This is a genomic window from Amycolatopsis sp. FU40, from assembly GCF_021903635.1.
Classification (GTDB): domain Bacteria; phylum Actinomycetota; class Actinomycetes; order Mycobacteriales; family Pseudonocardiaceae; genus Amycolatopsis; species Amycolatopsis dendrobii.
This window is the reverse complement of sequence record NZ_CP091381.1, coordinates 5,548,077-5,573,483: the sequence shown is the minus strand read 5'-3', so window position 1 is coordinate 5,573,483 and position 25,407 is coordinate 5,548,077. Positions and strand designations below refer to the sequence as shown.

General features: G+C 70.5%; 8 protein-coding genes and 1 pseudogene. 8 read left to right on the top strand and 1 reads right to left on the bottom strand.

Annotation, left to right across the window (positions count from 1 at the left end; genetic code table 11):
- The first annotated feature begins 19 nt into the window (after positions 1 to 19).
- On the top strand, positions 20 to 9,472 hold the full coding sequence (locus L3Q65_RS26340; RefSeq protein ID WP_237596941.1) for a type I polyketide synthase: 9,453 nt from the start codon (positions 20 to 22) through the stop codon (positions 9,470 to 9,472).
- A 110-nt stretch (positions 9,473 to 9,582) separates the two neighbouring features.
- Here L3Q65_RS26340 and L3Q65_RS26335 read toward each other — a convergent pair whose 3' ends face one another.
- Positions 9,583 to 10,293 carry a TetR/AcrR family transcriptional regulator gene (locus L3Q65_RS26335; RefSeq protein WP_237596940.1) on the bottom strand — a complete coding sequence of 237 codons (711 nt, stop codon included), beginning with the start codon at positions 10,291 to 10,293 and terminating at the stop codon, positions 9,583 to 9,585.
- A gap of 70 nt (positions 10,294 to 10,363) precedes the next feature.
- On the opposite strand from L3Q65_RS26335, the gene L3Q65_RS26330 reads away from it, so the two are divergent.
- From L3Q65_RS26330 to L3Q65_RS26300, 7 genes and pseudogenes are all read left to right on the top strand, one after another.
- Positions 10,364 to 10,783 carry a hypothetical protein gene (locus tag L3Q65_RS26330; RefSeq protein ID WP_237596939.1) on the top strand — a complete coding sequence of 140 codons (420 nt, stop codon included), beginning with the start codon at positions 10,364 to 10,366 and terminating at the stop codon, positions 10,781 to 10,783.
- A 111-nt stretch (positions 10,784 to 10,894) separates the two neighbouring features.
- Positions 10,895 to 11,125 (top strand): hypothetical protein, encoded by a 231-nt coding sequence (locus tag L3Q65_RS26325; protein ID WP_116206740.1) that lies wholly within the window; start codon positions 10,895 to 10,897, stop codon positions 11,123 to 11,125.
- A gap of 23 nt (positions 11,126 to 11,148) precedes the next feature.
- A complete protein-coding gene (locus L3Q65_RS26320) occupies positions 11,149 to 11,889 on the top strand; it encodes an ABC transporter ATP-binding protein (RefSeq protein ID WP_237596938.1) in 741 nt (246 codons plus the stop codon).
- Positions 11,886 to 14,438 carry an ABC transporter permease gene (locus tag L3Q65_RS26315; protein ID WP_237596937.1) on the top strand — a complete coding sequence of 851 codons (2,553 nt, stop codon included), beginning with the start codon at positions 11,886 to 11,888 and terminating at the stop codon, positions 14,436 to 14,438. The genes L3Q65_RS26320 and L3Q65_RS26315 overlap by 4 nt, the downstream gene beginning before the upstream one ends.
- Positions 14,439 to 14,538: 100 nt before the next feature.
- Complete coding sequence (locus L3Q65_RS26310) at positions 14,539 to 15,417, top strand: nucleotide disphospho-sugar-binding domain-containing protein (RefSeq protein ID WP_220507162.1); 879 nt, start codon at positions 14,539 to 14,541, stop codon at positions 15,415 to 15,417.
- Positions 15,418 to 15,542: 125 nt separating this feature from the next.
- Positions 15,543 to 20,651 (top strand): annotated as a pseudogene (locus L3Q65_RS26305) (type I polyketide synthase); the annotation flags it as partial.
- Positions 20,636 to 25,381, top strand: a complete 4,746-nt coding sequence (locus L3Q65_RS26300) for a type I polyketide synthase (protein WP_370648225.1) — start codon at positions 20,636 to 20,638, stop codon at positions 25,379 to 25,381. The pseudogene L3Q65_RS26305 and the gene L3Q65_RS26300, both read left to right, overlap by 16 nt.
- Positions 25,382 to 25,407: the final 26 nt, after the last annotated feature.

Here is a 25,407-nt window from a genome sequence, read left to right as displayed (position 1 = left end):
GCGGAAGGAACGTGGGCACGTGGGCAACTCCGAGGAGAAGCTGGTCGGTGCGCTCCGGGCTTCGGTGAAGGAAACCGAGCGGTTGCGCGAGAAGAACCGCAAGCTCACCGAAGCCGCACGGGAGCCGATCGCGATCGTCGGGATGGCCTGCCGGCTGCCCGGCGGCGCGGGCACCCCGGAAGCGTTGTGGGAACTGCTTTCCGGGGGCGTCGACGCGATCGGCGAGTTCCCGTCGAACCGCGGCTGGGATCTCGACCGGCTCTACGACCCGACCGGGGAACGGCCGGGTTCGAGCTATGTGCGCGAGGGCGGTTTCCTGCACGACGCGCTCGATTTCGACGCCGACCTGTTCGGCATCAGCCCGCGCGAGGCGCTGCTCATGGACCCGCAGCAGCGGCTGCTGCTCGAAACGTCCTGGGAAGCGTTCGAACGCGCCGGGATCGCGCCGCATTCGGTGAAGGGCAGCCCGACCGGCGTTTTCGCGGGCACGATGTACCACAACTATCAGGGCAGTTACGGCTCTTCCGGCGTCATTTCCGGCCGTCTCGCTTATACGTTCGGGCTCGAAGGACCCGCGGTGACCATCGACACCGCGTGCTCGTCCTCGCTCGTCGCGTTGCACTTGGCGGTACAGGCGCTGCGCAACGGCGAATGCACCCTCGCACTCGCCGGCGGTGTCTCGGTGATGTCGACGCCGCGCACGTTTGTCGAGTTCTCCCTCGACGGCACGCTCGCCCGCAGCGCCCGCTGCCGTACCTTCGCCGATTCGGCGGACGGTACCGGCTGGTCCGAGGGCTGCGGCATGCTGCTGGTCGAGCGGCTTTCGGACGCACGACGCAACGGGCACCCGGTGCTGGCGCTCGTTCGCGGCACCGCGATCAACCAGGACGGCGCGTCGAACGGCATGACCGCGCCGAACGGGCCCGCGCAGCAGCGCGTGATCCGGCAGGCGCTGGCGAACGCGCGGCTGCGGCCGGACGAGGTCGACGTCGTCGAGGCGCACGGCACCGCGACCAAGCTCGGCGATCCGATCGAGGCGCAGGCGCTGCTCGCGACCTACGGTCAAGAGCGCGAAGAGCCGCTGTGGCTCGGTTCGATCAAATCGAACGTGGGGCACACGCAGGCCGCGTCCGGCGTCGCTGGCGTGCTGAAGATCGTGCTGGCCCTGAACAACGACCTGCTGCCGAAGACGCTGCATGTCGACAAACCGACCCGGCACGTGGACTGGACGGCGGGGAAGGTCGAGCTGCTGACCGAGGCCCGGCCGTGGGAGCGCGGGGAACAGCCGCGACGCGGTGCGGTGTCGTGCTTCGGGCTCAGCGGGACCAACGCGCACATCATTCTTGAGGAGGCGCCTGCGCCCGAGGCGACGGAGAACCCGCGCGACGAGGCCGCGGTTCCGGTCGTGGTGTCTGGCCGGACTCCGCAGGCGCTGCGGGCGCAGGCGGCGCGGCTGGCCGAACACCTTGCGGCACAGCCGGAGCTGGACCTGCTTGACGTCGCCGCCACCTTGGGCGCGTCGCGGACGCATCTGGACCATCGGGCCGCGGTGATCGGAAAGTCCATTGAGGACGTTCTGCCCGCGTTGAACGCGCTCGCGAACGGTGAACTCGGCGCGGTGAGCGGCCTGGCGCGCGGCGAGGCGTCATTGGCGTTCCTGTTCTCCGGTCAGGGATCTCAGCGGGTTGGGATGGGCCGTCAGCTGGAAGTCTTCCCGGTGTTCGCCGAGGCTTACGCGGCGGCGTGCGCGGAACTGGACCGGCATCTCGACCGGCCGATCCGGGCGGTCATCGACGGCGACGCGGACGCCTTGGGGCAGACCGCGAACACGCAGGCCGCGCTGTTCGCGTTCGAGGTCGCGTTGTTCCGGCTGGTCGAGTCGTGGGGGCTCACGCCCGCCGCGTTGTGCGGCCACTCCATCGGCGAGCTCGCCGCCGCGCATTGCGCGGGCGTGTTCTCGTTGGCGGACGCGGCGAAGCTGGTCGCCGCTCGTGGCCGGTTGATGCAGGCGTTGCCGAAGGGCGGCGCGATGGTGGCCGTCGAAGGAACTCCGGACGAGGTCGCCGCGCACGATCCACAAGGGACGGTCGACATCGCCGCGGTGAACGGGCCGCGCTCGGTCGTACTGTCCGGCGCGGAAGACGCCGTTCTCGCCGTGGCGGCGAAGTTCAGCGACGCCGGACGGCGGACGACGCAGCTCAAGGTCTCGCACGCGTTCCACTCGCGACTGATGGAGCCGATGCTCGCCGAGTTCCGCACGGTCGCGCAGAGCATCGCTTACGCGCAGCCGGCCATTTCGGTGATCTCCAGCGTGACCGGCGAAGAGGTTTACGTCGAGCTGACCGACCCCGAGTACTGGGTGCGCAACGTCCGCGAGCGGGTCCGGTTCGCCGACGCGGTCCGCGCGCTCGCTGCCGAGGGCGTGAACCGATTCCTCGAACTGGGGCCGGACGCGCCGCTCACCGCCGTCGTTCCGCAGTCCGCCGATGACGCCGTCGCCGTGCCCGGTCAGCGTCGCGACGTTCCTGAGGACGTGGCGCTGCTGACCGCGTTGGCGACCCTGCACGTACGCGGCGTGGTGCCGGACTGGGCCGCGCATTTCGCCTCCCGCGGCGCGAACCGGGCGGACCTGCCGACGTACGGCTTCCAGCACCAGCGCTACTGGCTGGAGGTTTCGTCCGAATCCGGGGACGTCTCGTCGATGGGCCTCGACCCGGTCGACCACCCGCTGCTCGGCGCGGCGACGTTGCTCGCCGACGCGGACGGCGTGGTCCTCTCCGGCCGCGTGTCCACGGCGACCCACCCGTGGCTGGCTGACCACGCGGTCGGCGGCTCGATCCTGTTGCCGGGCACGGCGTTTGTGGAACTCGCCGTGCGCGCCGGGGACGAGGTCGGCTGCGGCCGCGTCCAGGAGCTGACCCTGCACGCCCCGCTCGTGCTGCCCGCGAAGGGGGCCGCGCGGATCCAGGTGCGCATCGGCACTCCGGCCGCGGACGGGACCCGGCCGATCAGTGTCCACTCGCGACCCGACGATCTCGCCACCGCGGCCGGCTGGACCCGGCACGCGGACGGCACGCTCGCGCCCGCCGCTTCCGGAACGAACTTCGACCTCAGCGAATGGCCGCCGGCCGGGGCCGAGACAGTCGACGTCGAGGGCATGTACGACCTGCTGGCCGAGCACGGAATGGCCTACGGGCCGGTGTTCCAGGGCCTGCAAGCGGCGTGGCAGCGCGGTGACGACGTGTACGCCGAGGTCGCGCTGCCCGAACAGGAGCGGATCGGTGCCGAGGCATTCGGCCTGCACCCGGCGGTCTTCGACGCGACCCTGCACGCTGTCGGGCTCAGCGCGGCAGCTGGCGAGGGGACGACGCTGCCGTACGCCTGGTCCGAAGTGGAGCTTTTCGCAACTGGCGCGTCCTCGCTGCGAGTCCACGTGCGACCGACCGGTGAGCAGGCTGTCGAGCTGCGGCTCGCCGACAGCGCTGGTGCGCCGGTCGCGCGGGTCGGCACGCTGAAGCTGCGGCAGATCAGCGAGGAACAGCTGGCCGCGGCGGCTCCGACTGGCTCGGACGAACTGTACGAAGTGGACTGGGTCCCCACGACTCTGCCGGACGCTCAAGCGGCCTACGAGGTCTACTCGGCGAAGGCAGGGAACAACGCGGTTTCGGCGAAGAAGGCCGTCCACAGTGCACTGTCCAAACTGCAGGCGGACAGCAAAGAGAAGCTTCTCGTGGTGACCGGCAACGACCTCGCCGGGGCCGCGGTTGCTGGTCTCGTCCGGTCCGCGCAGGTGGAGAACCCGGGCCGGATCGTGCTCGTCGAGGGCGACGCGACCGACGAGCAACTCGCGGCCATCGCGGCGGCGGACGAATCGGCGGTGCGGGTTTCCGGGACCGAGGTACGCGTGCCCCGGCTTGTCCGGGCGACACCGGAACTGGGCGAGCCGGTCGATTGGTCGGCCGGGACTGTGCTGCTCACCGGCGGTACCGGAGCGCTCGGCCGGATCGTCGCCACGCACTTGGCGAAGCAGGGTGCGCGGCAGTTGCTGCTGGTCAGCCGCCGTGGCGACCAGGCGCCCGGCACCGCGGAACTCGTCGCCGAGCTGACCGGGCTCGGTGCGGAGACCGCCGTCGTCGCGTGCGACCTCACCGACCGCAAAGCGGTGGCCCGGCTGCTGAAGACGCACCCGGTCACCGCAGTGGTGCACGCCGCCGGTGTGCTGGACGACGGTGTGCTGCCGTCGATGACTCCGGAGCGGATCGACGGCGTCTTCAACCCGAAAGCGCTCGCCGCCTGGCACCTGCACGAGCTGGCCGGCGACGTCGAAGCGTTCGTCACCTTCTCGTCGGCCGCCGGGGTGCTCGGCGCCCCCGGACAGGCGAACTACGCCGCCGCAAACGCTTTCCTCGACGCTCTCGCCGCGCATCGTCGCGCCGAGGGCAAACCGGCGCACTCGCTCGCGTGGGGCATGTGGGAATCGGCGGCCGGGATGGCCGGCGAAACGACCGGCAAACGCGGGCTCGGCGCGTTCACCGCGGCCGAGGGACTGGCGCTGTTCGACACCGCGGTCAGCTCGACCGGCGCGGTCTTCGTGCCGGTGAAGCTTGACCTGCCCGCGTGGCGCGAGGCCGGCGCGGTGCCGGACCTGCTGCGCGGCCTGGTCCCGACGGCCCGGCGTACCGTCTCCGACCGCGAGGCCGGTACGGACTCGCTGCTGGGCAAGCTGGTCCGTCTTCCCGCGGACAAGCGCCTCGACCATCTGCGTGACCTGGTCATCGAGCACGCGGCCGCAGTGCTGGGGCACGCGTCGACAGAGGTGATCGACGCCGACCGTGCGTTCAAGGATCTTGGCTTCGACTCGCTGACCGCGGTCGAACTGCGCAATACGCTCAACGAGGTCACCGGCCTCAGCCTCACCGCGACGCTCGTCTTCGACTACCCGACAGCTGGCGACCTGGCCGCGCACCTGCACAACGAGTTGCTCGGCGATCTGGACGCGGATGCGGCCGGGCCGGAGACCACCGTCGTGGGCAGCGACGAGCCGATCGCGATCGTGGGCATGGCTTGCCGGTTCCCCGGCGGGGTCAGCACGCCCGAGGAGCTGTGGCAGCTGGTCGCCGCCGGTCAGGACGGGACGAGCGACTTCCCGACCGACCGCGCCTGGGACATGGACCACTGGCTGGAGCAGGTCGCGCCGGACGGCGGCACCCCGCGAGGCGGGTTCGTGCCGGACGCCACCGATTTCGACGCGGCCTTTTTCGGCATCAGCCCCAACGAAGCGGTGATGATGGACCCGCAGCAGCGGATGCTGCTGGAGTCGTCGTGGGTCGCGCTGGAGAACGCGGGCGTTGACCCGTTGGCGCTCAAGGGAAGCACGACCGGGGTGTTCGTCGGCGTGATGCAGTCCGACTACGACCCGGGTGACGCGCTCGAACAGGGCGGCGGCGCTTATCGCGGATCCGGTGCCCTGAGCAGTGTCGTCTCCGGACGGGTCGCGTACGCGTTCGGGCTCGAAGGCCCGGCGGTGAGCGTGGACACCGCGTGCTCGTCTTCGTTGGTGGCTTTGCACCAGGCGACCCAGGCGTTGCGCGGCGGCGACTGCTCGCTCGCGTTGGTGGCGGGTGTTTCGGCGCTTGTTTCCCCGGCTCCGTTCGCGCAGTTCGTCGACGGTGCGGTCGCTCGCGACGGCCGGTGCAAGCCGTACTCGGCCGCGGCGGACGGGTTTGGCTGGGGCGAAGGCGTCGGCGTGCTCGTGATCGAGCGGCTGTCCGATGCGCAGCGCAACGGACACGACGTGCTTGCGGTGGTGAAGTCCAGCGCGGTCAACGCGGACGGCGCTTCCAACGGGCTCAACGCACCCAGCGCCCCGGCGCAGGAGAAGTTGATCCGGCGCGCTTTGTCGGCGGCGGGCTTGACGGCGTCCGATGTGGACGCTGTGGAGGGGCACGGCGCGAGCACTCCGTTGGGCGACCGGATCGAGACTTCCGCACTGCTGGCCACCTACGGCCGCGAGCGGGCTGCGGACCGTCCACTGTGGCTTGGTTCGGTGAAGTCGAACATCGGGCACACTCAGGCGGCGGCGGGTGTCGCTGGGGTGATCAAGATGGTGCAGGCGATGCGGCACGGAGTGTTGCCGGCGACCTTGCACGCCGCCGAGCCGACGCACGAGGTCGACTGGGCTGCCGGGACTGTGCGGTTGCTGGACGAGGCTCGGGACTGGCCGGAGGTGGACCGTCCGCGTCGGGCCGCGGTGTCGGCGTTCGGGTACAGCGGGACCAACGCGCACGTGATTCTCGAGCAGGCTCCGGAAGTTGTGCCGGAAGCTGCGGAGACGGTCGATGTCGGCGGGGTTTTGCCGCCGCTCGTGTTCTCGGCTCGTACCGCGGCGGCGCTTCCGGATCAGGCGCGGGCGTTGCTGGCGCACCTCGACGCGTATCCGACGCTGGATGTCGTGTATTCGCAGGCCAATCGGCAGCCGTTGTTCTCGCATCGGGCTGCGGTGGTCGGTTCGGATGCGGCTGAACTCCGGACTGCGCTCGAAGCTTTGTCTGCTTCGGACTGTGCGGTGACCGGGCGGGCTCGCTCCGGCGGCCGGACCGCGTATCTCTTGCCGGGGCAGGGGAGCCAGCGGGCCGGGATGGGGGCGGAGCTGTCCGCCGCGTTCCCGGTGTTCGCCTACGAACTGGAGCGCGTTGCGGCGAAGTTCGATCAGCATCTCGGTCGTTCGTTGCGCACGGTGATGTTTGCCGAGGCCGGGTCGGTGGACGCGCAGTTGCTCGACCGGACTCAGTTCAGCCAGGCCGCGGTGTTCTCCTTCTCGGTGGCGCTGTACCGGCTGCTGGAGTCGTGGGGGCAGCGGCCGGACGTCCTGGTGGGGCACTCGGTCGGCGAGATCGCGGCCGCGCATCTGGCCGGAGTGTTTTCTTTGGACGACGCGGTGAAGCTCGTCGCCAACCGAGGTCAGCTCATGGCCGAGACCCGGGCAGGTGCGGTGGTCGCGGTTGAGGCCAGCGCGGACGAGGTGCGGCCGATGCTGAGCGACGACGTCGCGCTGGCGGCGGTGAACGGGCCGCGTTCGGTCGTGGTGTCCGGTGTGGACGGTGCGGTCCAGGCGATCGTCGAGCACTTCGAGAAGCTGGGCCGACGGACCAACCGGCTCGTGATCGACTGCGCGGTGCACTCGCCGTTGCTGGACGAGATTCTCGAAGAGCTGGAAGAGATCGCGCAGGAGCTGACGTTCGAGAAGCCGACTGTGCCGGTGATCTCGACAGTCACTGGTGCCGAAGTGTCAGACGAACTCTCCGACCCTGCGCATTGGGTGGCTAACTGCCGTGACACGGTTCGTTTTGCCGACGCGGTTCAGGCTTCGGCGGCGACCCGGTTTGTCGAACTCAGCACAAACGGTGTGCTCACCGCGGCTGCTGAAGCCGTTATCGAGGACGCGGAGTTCGTTCCGGTGCTTCGACGCAATCGTGGCGAGGTCGCTTCGACGCTCCTGGCCGCGGGGCAGTTGCACGTCTTGGGTGCGGGGCTGGATGTCCGGCGGATGTTTGCCGGGCGGGCCGCGGTGAGCGTTCCGTTGCCGCCGTATGCGTTCCACCGGACGCGGTACTGGCCGTCGGTCGATATGGAGGCTCGGCGGGCTACCGGGACTGGGCTTGGCACGTGGTTCGGGCCTGCCTTGACTGTCGCTGGATCGTCCACTGTGGTCCTGAGCGGCACCTTGCCCGCGGATGAAGCGTTCCCGGTGGCGGGTTTCGCGGAGCTGGCTACTCGGGCTGGGGACGAGGTCGGGTTCGGACGCGTCGTTCGGTTGGCTGTCGAGTCGCCGTTGGCTTCTGAACACGTGCAGATCGTGGTGGGCGAGCCGGATGGCGCTGGGCATCGTTCGGTGACTGTCCACTCGCGACACGGCGGCGCGTGGACCCGGCATGCCGAGGGCGTGCTGGCGGTGGACGACGGGGTCGAGCCGGAGGGCATTGGCCAGTGGCCGCCTGCCGGTGCGGAACCCGTGAGTGCTGGGCGGCTCGACGCGGCTTGGACTGCCGGCGGAGTGGTGTTCGGGGAAATCGAAGTCGCTCCGGACGAGCAGTTTGGCCTGCATCCGGTCGTGCTTGATGCGGCACTGTCCACTGTGGGCGGGGATCCGGTGGAGTGGCGGGACTTCCGGTTGTTCGCTACTGGCGCGGCGAAGCTGCGGGTTCGGTTGACTCCGCTCGGGGACGATCGGGTGGCGGTGTTGTTCGCGGATCGTTCTGGGCGACCGGTCGCCGCGGCTGAGTCGGTGACGTTGCGGCAGTTGGTGGCTCCGGCGGCGGTTGCGTCAGCACCGGCCGTGGTGAAGAAGCGGCGTGCGGTGGCTGACGATGTCTCGGAGCTCGAGTTGACCGAGAAGGGGCTTCAGGCGTTTGTGCTGGAGCAGGTCGCCGGGCTGCTGGGGTATGCCGATACCGCCGAGCTTGACGAGGACGCGCACTTCCTGGAGATCGGGTTCGATTCGCTTACCGCGGTGGAGTTGCGGAATCGGATCGGCAGCGCGGCGGGGGTTTCGCTGCCCGCGTCGATCGCGTTCGATCACCGGACTCCGGCTGGGCTGGCGAAGCATCTGCTCACGGTGCTGACCGGGCCCGCGGTCGAGGCTGGCGGGGATCCGGTTACGGAGATGTTCTTCGAGGCTGTCCGGGACGGGCAGGTGGAGAACGGTCTAGCGTTGCTGGGAGCGGCGGCTCGGTTGCGGTCTTCTTTCCAGACGGTGGCCGAGCTTCGGGAGGAGCCGCGGCCGGTGGAGCTGGCTGCCGGGCCTGCTGAGCTGAAGTTGCTGGCGGTGCCTACTCCGGCTGGGATGGGTGGCGCGTATCAGTACGCGAAGCTGGCCGCTCGGTTCCGGGGGGTGCGGCGGGTCGCCGCGTTGCCTACACCAGGGTTTGTGACTGGGGAATTGCTGCCTGCTGATCTTGATGCGTTGCTCGATGTTTTGGCGGAGAGCGTTCGGTTGTCCGGCGACGGGCCGTTCGCGTTGGTGGGGCATTCTTCCGGTGGGGTGCTTGCGTACGCGTTGGCTGCCCGGGTTAAGGCTGCCGGGGTTGTTTTGCTGGACACGTACGCGATGGACGACGGTGGGGATGTCGGCGGCACCGTCCGAGATATGGCCGCGGGAATGGTCGAGCGGGAAGAGCAGTATGGGCCGTTTGATCGCGACAAGCTGACTGCCATGGCTTACTACCTCGGGTTGCTGGACGGGGTTTCGTTGCCCGAGGTCGCCGTTCCCACGGTGCTGGTGCGGCCGGATCGGCGGTTTGTCACTGCTGGGGACGGGCCGGACCGGGCGCAGGAGGATCCCGGGTTGTGGCGGACTACGTGGGATCGGGCTGATGTCGTGGTGACTGTTCCCGGGGATCATTTCAGCATTGTGGACGGTGATGTGGAGACCACCGCCAAGGCCGTGGAGGGGTGGTTGGGGAGTTTGGGGTGAGCCGCGTGGTGGTGGGGTGGCTCGAACCGTGGGGCGCAGTGGTGCGGTTTTAGGGTCGTGAGGCAACTCTGAGGGAAGCTGATTCCCGCAGAGTTCCCTCACGACCTTGGTTACGGGAGCAGTGCGGCGATTCCGTCCAGGACTCGCTCCAGGGCGAAGTCCTCGGGGGCGGCGGCTGGGTAGTGGTGGGATTCCGCTAGTTCCGCCAGGTGCGGGTAATCGCCTTCGGCTAAGCGTGGTTGCAGGAAGGCGCGGACGTCAGCTGCGTACTCGGTCGACTCCGGCGAGTCCGGGTCGGAAGTCGTTCTGCGGCGGTCCGCGGTGGCTCGGACTACGGCGGAGACCAGTTCCGCGCACGATAAGGCGTCTACTGTGGACAAACCGGCCTCGGTGAAGACGGCCAGGAGTTGTTCGGTCCAGCGGAGGCGGTGCGGGGTCAGGCCCTCGCGGACGTCCAGGAGCCAAGGGCGGGCGGCGTAGCGTTTCGATGCCGCGTCTGCCCAGGCGCGGACGGCCGAGCGCCAATCCAGGTCGACGGGGGCCGGCGGGGGCGGGCCGAAGCCGGATTCGGCCAGGAGGATCAGCAGTTCGTCTTTCGAGCTCACGTAGCGGTACAGCGCGTTGGTCGTGAGCCCGAGCGCGGACGCGATGTTGGGCAGCGACGCGGCTGCCAGGCCTTCGGTGTCGGCCAGCTCGACGGCTGCCGCCACCACCGCTTCGACGGTGTGCGACGGCTTCGGTCCTCGGCGGGGGCGCGGGGCTCCCAGCCAGGCCGGGGCCAGGCCCGGCGGCAGGGCTCGGGGATCGGGCTCGATCGGCATCTTTCGCTCCGGTACGTCTTTCAGTAAACTGTGCAAGTCTTACACTGATCTGGTCTGGGGGCGAGCCAACGTGAGCGAGACCAACCGGTTCGGGTTCGGGAAGGTCACCGAGCTGGACCGGAAGCTGGCGGCGACCGAGGTCGAGCACGCCCGCTCCGAGGGCGCTTGCGATGGGCAGGAAGCCGCACGCAGGCTGGCCCGGATCCGGCTCGCCGGCTCGCACGCGGCGTTGCGGGCCGCTGTCGAAGGGCGTACCTCGGCGTCGCCGCCTCCGCTGCTGGAGGCCGCGCCGAGGCTCGCGTTCGTGCTCTGGGTGGCGGTCGCGGCGGTGAACACGCTGGTCTGGTTCGGCATCGGCGTCATCGGCGGGCAGTGGGACCCGCTGTGGCTGCTCTGGGTGCTGCTCGGCGGCGGACTGCTGGCCGGAGGCGTGTGGAGCGTCCGGGACTTCGACCGGCGGGCCCGCGCCTCGGCGGGCGGCGCGTCCTGAGGCAAACCCCTCCCCGGGGGTCTGGGGTTCCCCGATCAGCGGGGGTCCGCTAAACTGTTCAAGCCTTACACAATTAATCCCGACTCCGTCGAAGCCGTATTGGGGGGCCTCATGTCGGAGAGCACCGAGAAGACCCGCTCCGGGAGCGGACTCGCTCGCCGCATCGTCACGATCGCCTGGGCCGCCGTCACCGGCGTTCAGTTCGTGATCTGGCTGCTGATGAGTCTCATCAGCATGTCGTTCAAATCGCCCTTCTGGCTGTGGACGCTGGGCGGAGGCGCCATCGTGCTCGCGGTGTGGTGGTCGCTCGACCGCCGCGGTTCCGGGAACGGATCGGAGTGAACGACGTGCCCACCACTACTTCCGTGGCAACGCCCGTCCAGCTGGACGGGGTGCGCAAGACCTACGGCCGCGGCGAGAGCGCGGTCGAAGCGCTCGCCGGCGTGTCCGTCGCCTTCCCGGCGGGCACCTTCACCGCGGTGATGGGCCCGTCCGGTTCCGGCAAGAGCACGCTGCTGCACTGCGCGGCCGGGCTGGACACGCCGACCTCGGGCACGGTGACCCTCGTCGGGACCGATCTCAAGGGCAAGAACGAAACACAGCTCACCGAACTGCGCCGGGAACACGTCGCGTTCATTTTCCAGTCGTTCAACCTGATGCCGGCGCTGAACGTGGAGCAGAACGTCACGCTGCCCACGCTGCTGGCCGGCCGCACGCCGGACAAGGCGTGGGTGGACCAGGTGATCGCGCGCGTCGGGCTGTCCCAGCGCGTGAAGCACCGGCCCGGCGAGCTGTCCGGCGGGCAGCAGCAGCGCGTCGCGATCGCCCGCGCGCTCGCCGCCCGTCCGGCCGTGGTGTTCGCCGACGAGCCCACCGGCGCGCTCGACACCACCACCGCGCTCGAGGTCCTCGGCCTGATGCGCGAGCTGGTCGGCGCGGGCCAGACCATCGTGATGGTCACCCACGACCCGGTCGCGGCGTCCCACGCGGACAACGTGCTGTTCCTGGTCGACGGGCAGATCGTCACGCAGATGGCCACGCCGACCGTCGACCAGGTGGCGAGCACCCTGGCGCACCTCGGCGAGCAAGCGAGGAGGCAGCGGTGAACTCGCGGCGAGTGGTGCTCGCGCTCGCGCTGTCGAGCCTCCGGTACCGCGCGGCGGCTTCGCTCGCGTCGTTCGTCGCGATCCTCATCGGCTGCGGTCTGCTGATCGCGTGCGCCGGGCTGTTCGAGACGGCGATCGTGCTGAAGGCGGCGCCGCAGCGGCTGTCCGCGGCTCCGCTCGTCGTCGGCGGGTCCGCCGGGTTCAAGCTGCCGGACGAGGAATCCCAGGTCGTGCCGTACGCCGAGCGCGCGGTGCTGCCGGAGGACCAGATCGCGAAGATCACCGCGGTGCAGGGGGTCGGGCAGGCGGTGCCGGACGTGTCGTTCGCGACGGTCCTGCTGCACGACGGCGCGCCTGAGCCAGGTGCGTCTGTCCTTTCCGGACACGGCTGGGATTCGGCTTCGCTGGGCGGATACAAGCTCACCGAAGGCGCGGCTCCGAACACGCCGGGCCAGGTCGTGCTCGACGCGGCCACCGCATCGGCGGCCGGCCTGCACGCTGGTTCGGCCGTCGACCTGGCGGTGAACGGGCAGCGGCAGTCGTTCCAGATTTCCGGCGTCGCGGAGCCCGCCCAAACCGTGAAGTCGCCCGCGTTCTTCTTCTCGGTCGCGGACGCCCAGCGGTTCAACCCGCATCCCGGCACGGTCGGGCTCGTCGGCGTTTTCCCCGCCGACGGCGTCGACGCGACCGAGCTGGCGGGCAAGATCTCCGAACAGGTTCCTTCGCTCACCGTGCTGACCGGCGACGATCGCGGTTCGGCGGAATTCCTCGGCGTGAGCGGAAGCCAGCTGCCGCTGATCCTGCTCGCCGCGGTGTTCGGCGGCATGGTGCTGGTCGTGATGGCGCTGGTGGTTTCCGCGACGATCAGCCTCACCGTCCGGCAGCGGCAGCAGGAACTCGCGCTGCTGCGGGCGACCGGCGCGACGCCGAAACAGGTGCACCGCATGGTCGTCATGGAGACGATGGCGGTCGGCGCGATCGCCGCGGTGTGCGGGGCGTTCCTGGGCAGCCTGCTCGGGAACTGGATCTTCAGCACCAGCGGCTCGCTCGGCATCGTGCCGGACGAACTCGCCTTCACCCAGGACGTCATCGCGTTCGCGGCGGGGATCGTCGCCACGCTCGCGATCACCTTCGGGGCCGCGTGGTTCGCCGCGCTGGCCGCCGCCCGGGCCCGGCCGATCCAGGCACTGGCCGAAGCGGCGATCCCGGGCGTCAAGGTCAACGCGTTACGCCGCATGGGTGCGCTGATCTGCGGCGCGGCCACGGTTTTGCTCGCCGCGACCACGATCTTCATGCCCGCCGACACCGCCGCGGCGATCGGCGGTCCGGCGGTGCTCACCGGCGCGATCGGCGTCGCGCTGCTCGGGCCGGAGATCATCGCGTGGGTGGTGGACCGGTTCGGTCCGTTCGTGCGCCGGGTCGCCGGCCGCGACGCCACGCTCGCGGTCATCAACACCCGGGCGCGGGCCGTCGCGTTCGCCGCGGTGCTCACGCCGATCACGCTCGCCAGCGCGGTCGCGCTCGGCAACGTGTATTCCGAGACCACCGCCCAAAAAGCGCAGATCGCCGCTTATGCCGGGCAGCTGAAGGCAGACGCGGTGCTCACCTCGGCCGCGGGCGGGTTCTCGCCGGACGAGCTCGCGCAGATCCGCAGCACGCCGGGGGTTTCGACCTCGTCGCCGCTCGTCATCAGCTCCGGCTGGGTCGAGGAACCCTACGACGGCAACGGAAGCGACCCGTTGCGGTTGCTGGGCGTCGCCGCGCAGGACCAGGGCGGCACGGTGCTCGCCACCGAGGTCACCGAAGGCTCGCTCACGGCACTGCGCGGGAATTCCGTGGCGCTGCCCGCGTCGGTCGCCGAGAAGCTCGAGGTCAAGGTCGGCTCCCAGATCAAGATGCGGCTCGGCGACGGGGCGCAGGTCCCGGTGACCGTGGTCGCGCTGCTGGACAGCCCGTCCAGTTACGCGAGCATGGTGCTGCCCGCCGATCTGCTGGCCGCGCACACCACCAGCGGCCTCGCGTCGCAGGTGCTCGTGCGGGGCGGCGACGCCGGCGCGATCGTGTCGGCGCTGTCCGACCGGGCGAAGGACTGGCCCGGAGTCACGGTCGGCGACGACAGTGCGCTCGCCGCGAGTTTCCAGGCGAGTGCCGACGTCGAGGCGCTGATCAACTACCTGCTGGCCGTGCTCGCCATCGCGTACGCCGCGATCGCCGCGGTGAACACGCTTTCGGTAGCCGTGCTGGCCCGTCGGCGGGAGTTCGGCGCGCAACGGCTCGCCGGTGCGGATCGCGGACAGGTGAAGCGGATGCTGTTCGTGGAAGGCGGGATCGTGGCGGTGACCGGGCTCGTGCTCGGCATCGTGATCTCGCTCTTCACCGTGGTGCCGATGGCGCTGACCACCGGCGAGATCATCCCGTCCGGACCGGTCTGGGTGTTCCTCGCCGTGGTGCTCGCGATCTTCCTGATCGTGTGGCCGGCGACCTCGCTCTCGGCAAGGCTGGCGATGCGCCGCAACGCCATCGAAGCGGTGAAAATGCCCGGCCAGTAACGGTTTCTAGGGGTACGCCGGGCCGGCCCGGGGTGGTTAGTCTCGTGCGGACTGTCCACGCCGGGCCGGCCCGGTTTTCGTCGTATCTGGAGTGATCCCCATGCGTGTACTCCTGGCCGCGCCGTCCTCGACGGCCCGTCTGCACACCCTGGTGCCGCTCGCCTGGGCGCTCCGGACCGCCGGGCACGACGTGAAAATCGCCGGACGGCCCGCGTTCGTCGAGGACATCCTCCGTACCGGCTGCGTCGCGGCCGAGCTCGAGGACGGCGACGCGGAGCTGACCGAATCCGCCGCGCTGGCCGAGTTCGCGCGGCTGTGGCGGCCCGCCGTGGTGGTGTCGAACGCGCCGGCCGGAATCGCCGCCGCCCGCGAGGTCGGTGCCAAGGCGGTTCGCGTGCTCGGGCCTCAGGACGAACTCGACGCCGCTGCGGACCACACGTTCGACCTCGTGCCGCCTTCGTTGCGCGACAACGGTCCGTCAGGCGACCCGCTGCGGCACGTGCCGTACTTCGGTCCGGTCGAGATCCCCAACTGGCTGCGCCGCAAGGCCCGCCGCGCTCGCATTCTCCTGTCGCTGGACGATCCTTCCTGGTATGAGTCTGTCTTCAGTGTACTGTCCGATGTGGACGCAGAGCTGGTTTGTGCCGCGGAGTTGCCAGCCGGGCTTGCGTTGCCGCAGAAGGTGAAGCTCGTCGACTCCGCGCCTCCGGCCGCCGTGTTGCCGACGTGTGCGGCAGTGGTGCACGACGGTAACGAGACGTTGGCGCTTGCCGCGGTGGCGTACGGGCTGCCGCAGCTGTCGTTGGCCGAGTCTGCTTTCGGCACTCGCGTCACCGCCGCGGGCGCGGGAATTTCCGGTGCGGCGGAAGGGATTTCCCGGCTGACGGACGAAACGCTTCGCGCCGGTGCGGACGCGTTGCGCGCGGAGGTGGCCGCGTTGCCAGCCCCTCGCGCGGTCGCCGCCGCCCTGGCCAGCTGAATGTGGGGCCGCTAGGGGTGGGGGCACGCCAGCGCCGTCGGTAGCGTTCCCGACGTGGCACTTTCCACCCTTTTTCGCGGTTAGGCGGGGCGATTGGCGTGAGTAGCGACTTCCAGTCCGGCGGCGAGAACGAGCGCAAACTGCTCGCCTACCTCAAACGCGCGACGACTGATCTTCGCGAAGCGAAGCGGGCATTGCAGGAAACGCGCGAGCGCGACGGCGAGCCGATCGCGATCGTCGGCATGGCCTGCCGGTACCCCGGCGGCGTCACGTCGCCCGAGGACCTGTGGAACCTCGTCGCCACCGGAACCGACGCCATCGGCGGCTTCCCGGAGGACCGCGGCTGGCCGCTGGACACGCTGTACGACCCGGCCGGCGAACGGCCCGGCACCACGAACACGCGCGAAGCCGGTTTTCTTTACGACGCGGCGGAATTCGACCCGGAGTTCTTCGGGATCTCGCCGCGCGAGGCGCTCGCCATGGACGCACAGCAGCGGATCCTGCTGGAGACCTCGTGGACCGCCCTGGAACGCGCCGGGATCGTGCCGGAGACGTTGCGCGGCAGCGAAACCGGTGTGTTCACCGGCGTCATGTACCACGACTACGCCGGGCACGCGGCCGCCGGCAGCGTCGTCTCGGGCCGGGTCGCTTACGCGCTCGGCCTTGAGGGCCCGGCGGTGAGCGTGGACACCGCGTGCTCGTCGTCGCTCGTCGCGCTCCACTGGGCAGCGCAGGCTCTCCGTCGCGGCGACTGTTCGCTGGCACTGGTCGGCGGCGTCACGGTGATGGCCACTCCCGAAACTTTCGTGTACTTCTCCGAGCAGCGCGGGCTTTCCGACGACGGCCGGTGCAAGGCCTTCGCCGCCGCGGCCGACGGAACGGGCTGGGGCGAAGGCGCGGGTGTCCTCGTGGTGGAGCGGCTTTCCGAAGCCCGCCGCAACGGTCACCAGGTGCTCGCCGTGATCCGCGGCTCCGCGGTGAACTCCGACGGCGCGTCGAGCGGACTGACTGTCCCTAATGGACCGGCACAGCAGCGAGTGATCCGCCAAGCGCTGGAATCCGCCGGGCTGACCACGGCGGACGTGGATCTCGTCGAGGGCCACGGCACCGGCACGAAGCTCGGCGACCCGATCGAGGCGCAGGCGCTGCTGGCGACCTACGGCCAGGACCGTGCTGAGCCGCTGTGGCTGGGCTCGCTCAAATCGAACATCGGACACACTCAGGCCGCGGCTGGGGTCGGCGGCGTGATCAAGGTGGTGGAAGCGATCCGGCACGGCGTGCTGCCGAAGACGCTGCACGTCGACGCGCCCTCGCCGCACGTCGACTGGTCGGCTGGCGAGGTCGAGCTGCTCACCGAGGCCCGCCCGTGGCCGGAGACCGGGCGCGCCCGGCGCGCCGCGGTGTCGTCGTTCGGGATCAGCGGCACCAACGCGCACGTGATTGTCGAACAGGCCGAGCCGGCCGAGGACGCCGCTGCACCAGCCGAGGTTCCGGTGCTTGCCTGGCCGGTGTCCGCGGACACCGCCGACACGCTCGACGCTCAGCTGAAGCAACTCGCGGCTGTCGAAGGCTCGCCGACCGATATCGGCTTCTCCCTGGCCGCCACCCGGTCCATGCTCGACCACCGCGCAGTGCTCGTCGGTGCCACGCGAGATGAGCTGCGCGAAGTCCGGGATCGTCGCACCAACGGCCGTACCGCGTTCCTCTTCACCGGACAAGGTGCACAGCGCGCGGGGATGGGCAGCGAACTCGCCGCGAAGTACCCGGTGTTCGCCGAGGCTTTCGACGCTGTGTGCGCCGAACTCGACCCGCACTTGGACCGTCCGCTGAAGACAGTCCTCGATGATGCCGCCGAACTGGAGCGCACTGGCTTCACGCAGCCCGCGTTGTTCGCGGTCGAGGTCGCGCTGTTCCGGCTGCTCGCGTCGTGGGGGATCAAGCCGGACTTCCTGCTCGGCCATTCGATTGGCGAACTGGCTGCCGCGCACGTTGCCGGGATTCTCTCGCTCGCGGACGCGGCGTCGCTGGTCGGTGCGCGGGCGCGGCTGATGCAGGCGCTGCCGCCCGGCGGATCGATGGTGGCGCTGCAGGCGACCGAGGACGAGGTCACGCCGCACCTGACCGCTCAGGTCAGCATCGCCGCGATCAACGGCCCGGACTCGGTGGTCCTCTCCGGCACTGAAGAGGCTGTTTCGAAAGTGGTGGCCGAGTTCGACGGACGGAAGTCTTCGAAGCTCAAGGTGTCGCACGCGTTCCATTCGCCGCTGATGGAGCCGATGCTCGCGGAATTCGCCGTCGCAGCCGAGAAACTCACCTACGCGAAGCCGCAGATCCCGATCGTCTCCACGGTCGGTGCCGACGAGGATCTGTCCACTCCGGACTACTGGGTGCGCCAGGTGCGCGCCGCAGTCCGGTTTCACGCTGGGGTCCAGACTCTGGTGGACGAAGGCGTCCGGACGTTTGTCGAGATTGGACCGTCCGCGGTGCTCACCGCCGCTGCGCAGAACGGATTCGACGACGACATTCTCGCGTTCGTCCCGGCCCTGCGTAAGGACCGAGGAGAAGCGGTCACGGCGGTCACCGCCTTCGCGACGCTGCACGCCCGCGGCGTCCCGGTCGACTGGACCGCGTTCTACCCGGGCGCGCGCCGCGTGGAGGTGCCGACCTACGCCTTCCGCCGCACTCGTTACTGGCTCCCTGCCGACACGACCAGCGGCGACGCGACTGAGCACGGTCAGCAGCCCGCCGAACACCCGATGCTGAGCTCCGTCGTCCGCCTGCCGGAGACCGACGCCGTGGTGCTCACCGGCCGGCTGTCCGCCAGCAGCGTCGGCTGGGTCGCCGACCACGTCGTCCTCGGCACGGTTCTGGTTCCTGGAACGGCGTTTGTCGAGCTGGTGCACCGCGCCGCCGATGAGGCCGGATGCGCACACATCGAGGAGCTCACCCTCGAAGCACCGCTCACCCTTACTGAAAGCGCATCGCTCCAGGTCTCCGTCGAAGGACCGGACGAGAACGGCCGCCGCGCCGTAACCGTCCACTCGCGACAAGACAGCGCCGGATCCTGGACCCGCCACGCGAGCGGTTTCGTTGCCCCGACTGCGGAACCACCGTCATTCGACCTCACCGAATGGCCGCCCGCCGGTGCCGCCAAGGTCGAGCTGGACGACCCGTACGCGACCCTTGCCGCCTTGGGCTACGACTACGGCCCGGCTTTCCAGGGCCTGCAAGCGATGTGGCAGGACGGCGACGTCATCTACGCGGAGGTCTCGCTGCCCGACGGTGCCGAGGCACGCGACTATGGCGTTCACCCCGCCCTGCTCGACGCTGCCATGCACGCGCAACTCCTCGGCCCGGCTCCCGAAGGCGGTGCCGAACCGATGCTGCCGTTCTCGTTCAGCGGCACCACGGTGCACTCGCCGGGCGCATCGTCGCTGCGAGTCCGCGTCGCCCCGGCGGGCACCGACGCGATCACCCTGCAGATCGCGGATGCCACCGGCGGCCCGGTGCTTACCGTCGAGGCACTCGCCGCGCGGGCGCTGAAGCTGGCCCCGGCGAAGGACGCGCTGTACCGCGTCACTTGGGAGCCCGTCGCGAACACCGGTGAGCAGCACGACTTCCGGATCCTTGAAGTGTCCACTCCGGAGTGTCGAGTACCGGAGGCAGCGCGTGCCGTCGCCGCGAAGGTGCGCTCCGCGATCCAGGAAACGCTCGACGGCGACGGCCGGCTCGCGGTGGTCACACGCGGTGCGGTGTCCGTGCACGGCGAGGACGTCGACCCGGCGCTGGCCTCGGCCTGGGGACTCGTCCGCGCGGCCGCGGCGGAAAACCCCGGCCGGTTCGCGCTGGTCGACGGCGATCCGGAAGCGGCGTTGCCCACCGGCGAACCCGAAACGGCGGTCCGCGACGGCCAGGTCTTCACTCCGCGCTTCGCCACCGTCGCCGCGGAACCGACCGAGCTGAACTGGGACAAGGCGCTGGTCACCGGTGGTACCGGCGGACTCGGCGCGGTCGTCGCCCGGCACCTGGTGACCAAGCACGGCGTACGGAACCTCGTGCTGACCAGCCGCAGAGGAGCGAACGCACCCGGGGCGTCCGAGCTGCGCGATGAGCTGACCACACTCGGCGCGACCGTCGCGGTCGAGAGCTGCGACGTCACTGACGCGGAGTCCGTGCGGAACCTCCTCGCCAAGGTCGGCCCGCTCTCCGCGGTCATCCACGCGGCGGGCGTGCCGTCGGCCGGTCGCGTCGAGACGCTCACCGAGGAGGAGACCGCCCGCGTCTTCGCCCCGAAGGTCGACGGCGCCTGGAACCTGCACGAGCTGACGAGCGACCTCGACGCGTTCGTCCTGTTCTCGTCTGCCGCCAGCACGATCCTCGCCGCCGGGCAGGCCGGGTACGCCGCGGCGAACGCGTTCCTGGACGAACTGGCCGAACACCGTCGGGCACAAGGACTTCCGGCGACCTCGCTGTGCTGGGGCGCGTGGTCCGAAGACGGCGGCATGGCGGGCGAACTGTCCGAAGCGGACTTCCGCCGCCTTCGTCGGCTGGGCACGCCGCCGATGGCGACCGCCGAAGCCCTCGCGCTGCTGGACGCCTGTCTCGCCTCGTCCGAACCCGTGCTCGCCCCGGTCCGTTTGGACCAGTCCGCACTCCGCGCGCGGACCGACGACCTGCCCCCAGTGCTCCGGGGCATGGTGCGCCGTGCGGTCAAGAAGACTCCGGCGCCCGCGACCCGGCTGGCGACCGTCCCCGAGGCCGAGCGCGAGGCGTACCTGCTCGGTGTGGTGTCGGAGCAGGTCGCGGCGATCCTCGGCTTCGCCGGCGCCACGGCGGTCGAGCCGGAACGCGCGTTCCAGGAGATGGGTTTCGACTCCCTCACCTCCGTCGAACTGCGCAACCAGCTCGGCGCGCGCACCGGGCTCAAGCTGACCGCGACCATCGTGTTCGACCATCCGACTCCGGCCGCGCTGGCGCGGCGGCTGCACGAGCTGCTCGGCGTGGGCCGCGGCCCGGCCGAACCGCTGCTCAGCGAGATCGACCGGCTGGAAACCCTCCTCGGCGGCGCGGCCGGAACGCTGAACGGGTCGACCGCCAAGGTCGCCGCGCGGCTGGACGCCTTGGTGCGCAAGTGGGCCGACGCGCACGCCGGAGCCGCAACCGAAGCCGATCTGGACGAGGCCACCGACGACGAGCTGTTTGCCGTCCTGGACGACGAATTGGGCATCTCATGAACGGGCAGACCATGAGCAACGAGGACAAGCTCCGCGACTACCTGAAGCGTGCGACCGCCGATCTGAAGCAGGCCCGCCGCCGGCTGCACGAACTGGAGGCGCGCGACACCGAGCCGATCGCCATCATCGGCATGAGCTGCCGCTACCCCGGGGGCGTGCGGACGCCGGACGACCTGTGGGACCTCGTCGACGAGGGCCGCGACGCGATCGGGGAGTTCCCCGCCGACCGCGGCTGGGACATCGAGGGCGTTTACGACCCGACGCCGGAGCGGCCTGGCAAGACCTACACCCGGCACGGCGGTTTCCTTTACAACGCAGCGGATTTCGACGCCGAGTTCTTCGGCATCAGCCCGCGCGACGCCCGCCGCGCCGACCCGCAGCAGCGGATCCTGCTCGAAGCGTCGTGGGAGGCCTTCGAGCGCGCAGGCCTCGACCCGCACGGGCTCAAGGGCAGCCCGACCGGCGTCTACGCGGGCGTGATGTACCACGACTACAGCGGCGGCAGTCCGGACGGCAGCCTCGTGTCCGGCCAGGTTTCCTACACACTCGGTCTCGAAGGACCGTCGGTGTCGGTGGACACCGCGTGCTCGTCCTCGCTGGTCGCGCTGCACATAGCGGCTCAGGGGCTGCGGCGCGGCGACTGCACGCTCGCGCTGGCCAGCGGCGTCGCGGTGATGGGCACGCCGGAGATGTTCGTGGACTTCTGCAGCCGCCGCGGCCTCGCGGCGGACGGCCGGAGCAAGTCGTTCTCCGACGACGCGGACGGCACCTCTTGGGCGGAAGGCGTCGGCGTACTGGTCCTGGAGCGGCTCTCCGACGCACAGCGCAACGGGCACCGTGTGCTCGCTCTGCTGCGTGGCTCGGCGGTAAACCAGGACGGAGCCAGCAACGGTTTCTCTGCGCCCAACGGTCCTTCCCAGGTTCGCGTGATCGAAGCCGCGCTCGTCGATGCTGGGCTTTCGGTGTCCGATGTGGACGCTGTCGAGGCACACGGCACGGGAACCGCGTTGGGCGACCCGATCGAAGCCCAGTCGCTGCTGGAAACCTACGGACAGCGCAGCAGCGGTGCGCCGTTGCTGCTCGGCTCGATCAAGTCGAACATGGGCCATCCGCAGGCCGCCGCCGGGGTCGCGGGCGTGATCAAGATGGTACAGGCGCTGCAGCACGCCCGGCTGCCGAAGACGCTGCACGTCGGGACGCCGTCGAAGCACGTCGACTGGACCTCCGGCGCGGTCGAACTGCTCACCGAACCGCAGGCGTGGCCCGAGGTGAACCGGCCGCGGCGGGCGGCGGTGTCGTCGTTCGGGGTGAGCGGGACGAACGCGCACGTGATCCTGGAACAGGCTCCGGCCGCCGAGGAAGCCGCCACAGCACCGGCTCCGGTCTACCCGCTGGCCCTGTCGGCGAAGACTCCGGCCGCGCTGGCTGAGTCCGCTGGGCAACTGGCACCAGTGGACAATGACCTCGCCGACATCGTGCACACGCTCGTCACCGGCCGCGCACCGCTGGACCACCGTGCGGTGGTAGTGGCGCAGGACCGCGAGCAGGCCGAGGAAGCGTTGCGCGCGCTGGCTTCCGGCACCTCCCGTCCGGACGTGATCACCGGTGCCGCGGACGTGCGCGGACGGACTGTCTTCGTGTTCCCCGGCCAGGGTTCACAGTGGACTGGCATGGCGCTCGACCTCATCGAGCAGTCCCCGGTCTTCGCCGCCCGGATGTCCGAATGCGACACCGCGCTGCGGAAGTTCACCGGCTGGTCGGTCATCGAGGTCCTGCGCGGCGAACCGGGTACTCCGCCGGCTGACCGGGTCGATGTCGTGCAGCCGATGCTGTGGGCGGTCATGGTTTCGCTGGCCGCGCTGTGGCGTGCGCACGGTGTCGAGCCGGACATGGTGATCGGCCACTCGCAGGGCGAGATCGCCGCCGCGACTGTCTCGGGTGCACTGTCGCTTGAGGACGGTGCGTTGGTGGTCGCGCTGCGCAGCAAGGCAATCGGCGACGTCCTCGGCGGACGCGGGGGCGGCATGCTGGCGGCAGGTCTCCCGGCGACCGAACTGGAAGAGCGGCTCGGCGCCTGGGACGGCCGGATCTCGGTCGCGGCCGACAACGGCGCGACGTCCGCCGTGCTGTCCGGCGACACCGAAGCCCTTGAAGAACTGCGTGATCAGCTAGTCGCCGAAGGCTTCCGCGCGAAGCTGGTCCCGGTGGACTACGCGTCGCACTCGGCGCACGTCGAACACCTTTCGGACCGGCTGCTCGCCGACCTCGGCCCGATCCAGCCGAGGCGCGGCGAGGTCGCGATGACCTCCACGGTCACCCTCGACGCGGTCGGCGAGTCGACTGTGGACGCCGCCTACTGGTTCGCGAACCTGCGCCGCACGGTCCGGTTCGCGCCGGTCGTCGCGCAGCTCGCCGAGGCCGGCTACACGCGCTTCATCGAGATCAGCCCGCATCCGGTGCTGGCGATGAGCATCCAGGAGACGCTGGACGAAACCGGCCACCCCGGCTCGGTCGCCGGCACGCTGCGCCGCGACGAGGGCGGTCTGACCCGGTTCGCGACGTCGATGGCGGAGTACTCCGTCCGCGGCGGCTCGGTCGACTGGCTCTCGCTGGTCCCCGGCGGCCGGATCGCCGACCTGCCGACCTATCCGTTCCAGCACAAGCGTTTCTGGCACGAAGAGGAAACCGCGACCGCGGAAAGCTCAGTCCCGGCAGCCGACCAGGAGTTCTGGCAGGACGTGACCGGCGGCGACGTCGACGCGCTCGCCGCCCGGCTCGGCGTCGGCGCCGGTCCGCTCGCCGAGGTCGTCCCGGCACTGGCCGCCTGGCACAGCCGCCGCACCGAACTGTCCACGGTGGACTCGTGGCGGTACCGCGTGTCGTGGTCCCCGCTGTCCGGCGTGACCAGCGGACTCACCGGCAGCTGGCTGGTCGTCGTCCCCGCCGGGGTCCCGCAGGCAGCCGACCTGGCGGACGCACTGGCCGAGCAGGGCGACGTCGTCCGCCTGGTCGCCGCCGACCACACCCGCACAGCGTTGGCCGAGCTGCTCGGCGAGGCGACCGCAGTCCGTCCGTTCGACGGTGTCCTGTCGTTGCTCGCCTTCGACGAGAACCCGACGCTCAACACCATCGCGCTGCTGCAAGCCCTGCGGGACAACGAGATCGACGCTCCGGCGTGGGTTGTCACCCGAGGCGCGGTCGCGGTCGACGCCTTCTCCGATGCCGACCCCGAAGCCGCTTCGGTGTGGGGCCTCGGCACCGTGGTCGCCTTGGACCAGCCTGGCAGCTGGGGCGGTCTGGTCGACGTCACCGGCGCGTCCGATGCGGCGAAGCTGGCCGCCATCGTGTCCGGCATCAACGACGAGGACCAGGTCGCGATCCGGCCGTCCGGAGTGTTCGCCAAGCGCATGGTGCACGCTCCGCTCGGCCCGGACGCCGCCGAGCCGTGGCAGCCGCGCGGCACCGTGCTCATCACCGGCGGCACCGGCGCGGTCGGCGGCCACGTCGCGCGCTGGCTCGCCGGACGGGGCGCGGAACACCTGGTGCTGACCAGCCGTCGCGGCCTCGACGCCGGAGGCGCGCGTGAGCTGGTCGAAGAGCTGTCCGGCACTCGCGTCACCGTCGTGGCCTGCGACGTTGCCGACGAGACAGCGCTGTCCGAACTGCTCGCAGAACACCCGCCGACCGCAGTGGTGCACGCCGCCGGGGTGCTGACCCGCGAACCCGCGCTGGTCGACGTCACACCGGAGGAGTTCACCGCCGCGATCCGGGCGAAGGTCACCGGGGCCGCCCTGCTCGACCGGCTGCTCGGCGACACCGAACTCGACGCGTTCGTCCTGATGTCCTCCGGCGCCGCCGTGTGGGGCACCTCCGGCCAGCCCGCCTACGGCGCCAGCAACGCCTACCTCGACGCGCTGGCCCGCCGCCGGCGCGCGGCCGGGCGTACCGCGACCGCGGTGGCCTGGGGTTCCTGGGGCGGGGGCGGCATGGTCGACGCGGACGCGAGCGATCTGCTGCGCCGCATGGGATTGGCCGAGATGGACCCGCGGCTGGCCGTCGAAGCCCTCGGCCAGGCGCTCGACCACGACGAGTCCCAGCTGGTCGTCGCGGACATCGACTGGACCGCGTTCGCGCCGGTCTACCAGCTCGCCCGGCCCCGTCCGCTGCTGCGCGGCATCCCCGAGGCCGCGGCCGAGGCGACCGAAGCCGAACCGGCGGGCGCGGGCGACCTCGCCGCCCGGCTGGCCTCGCTGAGCCCGGCCGAACAGCGCCGGACCGTGCTGGACCTGGTGCGCGGCGAGGTCGCCGCAGTGGCCGGGTACGACGACGGCGGCGCGGTGGAACCCGCGCGGGCCTTCAAGGAACTCGGCTTCGACTCGGTGACCGCGGTCGACCTGCGCAACCGGCTCGGCGCGGGCACCGGCCTGAAGCTGCCCGCCACGGTCGCGTTCGACCACGTCAATCCGCAGGCGCTGGCCGAGCACCTGTGGAGCCAGCTGTGCGCGGGCGAGACAGAGGTCCCGCTCGAGGCCGGGCTCGACCGGCTCGAAGCGGCGGCCGCCGCGCTCGACGCCGCGGAGATCGACCGGTCCCGCATCCTGCCCCGGCTGCAGGCGGTCGTCGCCGCGCTGCACCAGACGCTGTCGGGCGGCCAATCCGGCTCCGAAGCGCTCGAAGCGGCCACCACCGACGAACTGTTCGCCCTCATCGACGACGAGCTCGGCGCCTGACCACCCGCCCTTGATTCTGCGACAAG

Excerpts from the sequence above, each read along its gene's own strand:
- L3Q65_RS26335 (WP_237596940.1), bottom strand. The coding sequence starts at position 10,293 with ATGCCGATCGAGCCCGATCCCCGAGCCCTGCCGCCGGGCCTGGCCCCG.
- L3Q65_RS26325 (WP_116206740.1), top strand. The coding sequence starts at position 10,895 with ATGTCGGAGAGCACCGAGAAGACCCGCTCCGGGAGCGGACTCGCTCGC.
- L3Q65_RS26310 (WP_220507162.1), top strand. The coding sequence starts at position 14,539 with ATGCGTGTACTCCTGGCCGCGCCGTCCTCGACGGCCCGTCTGCACACC.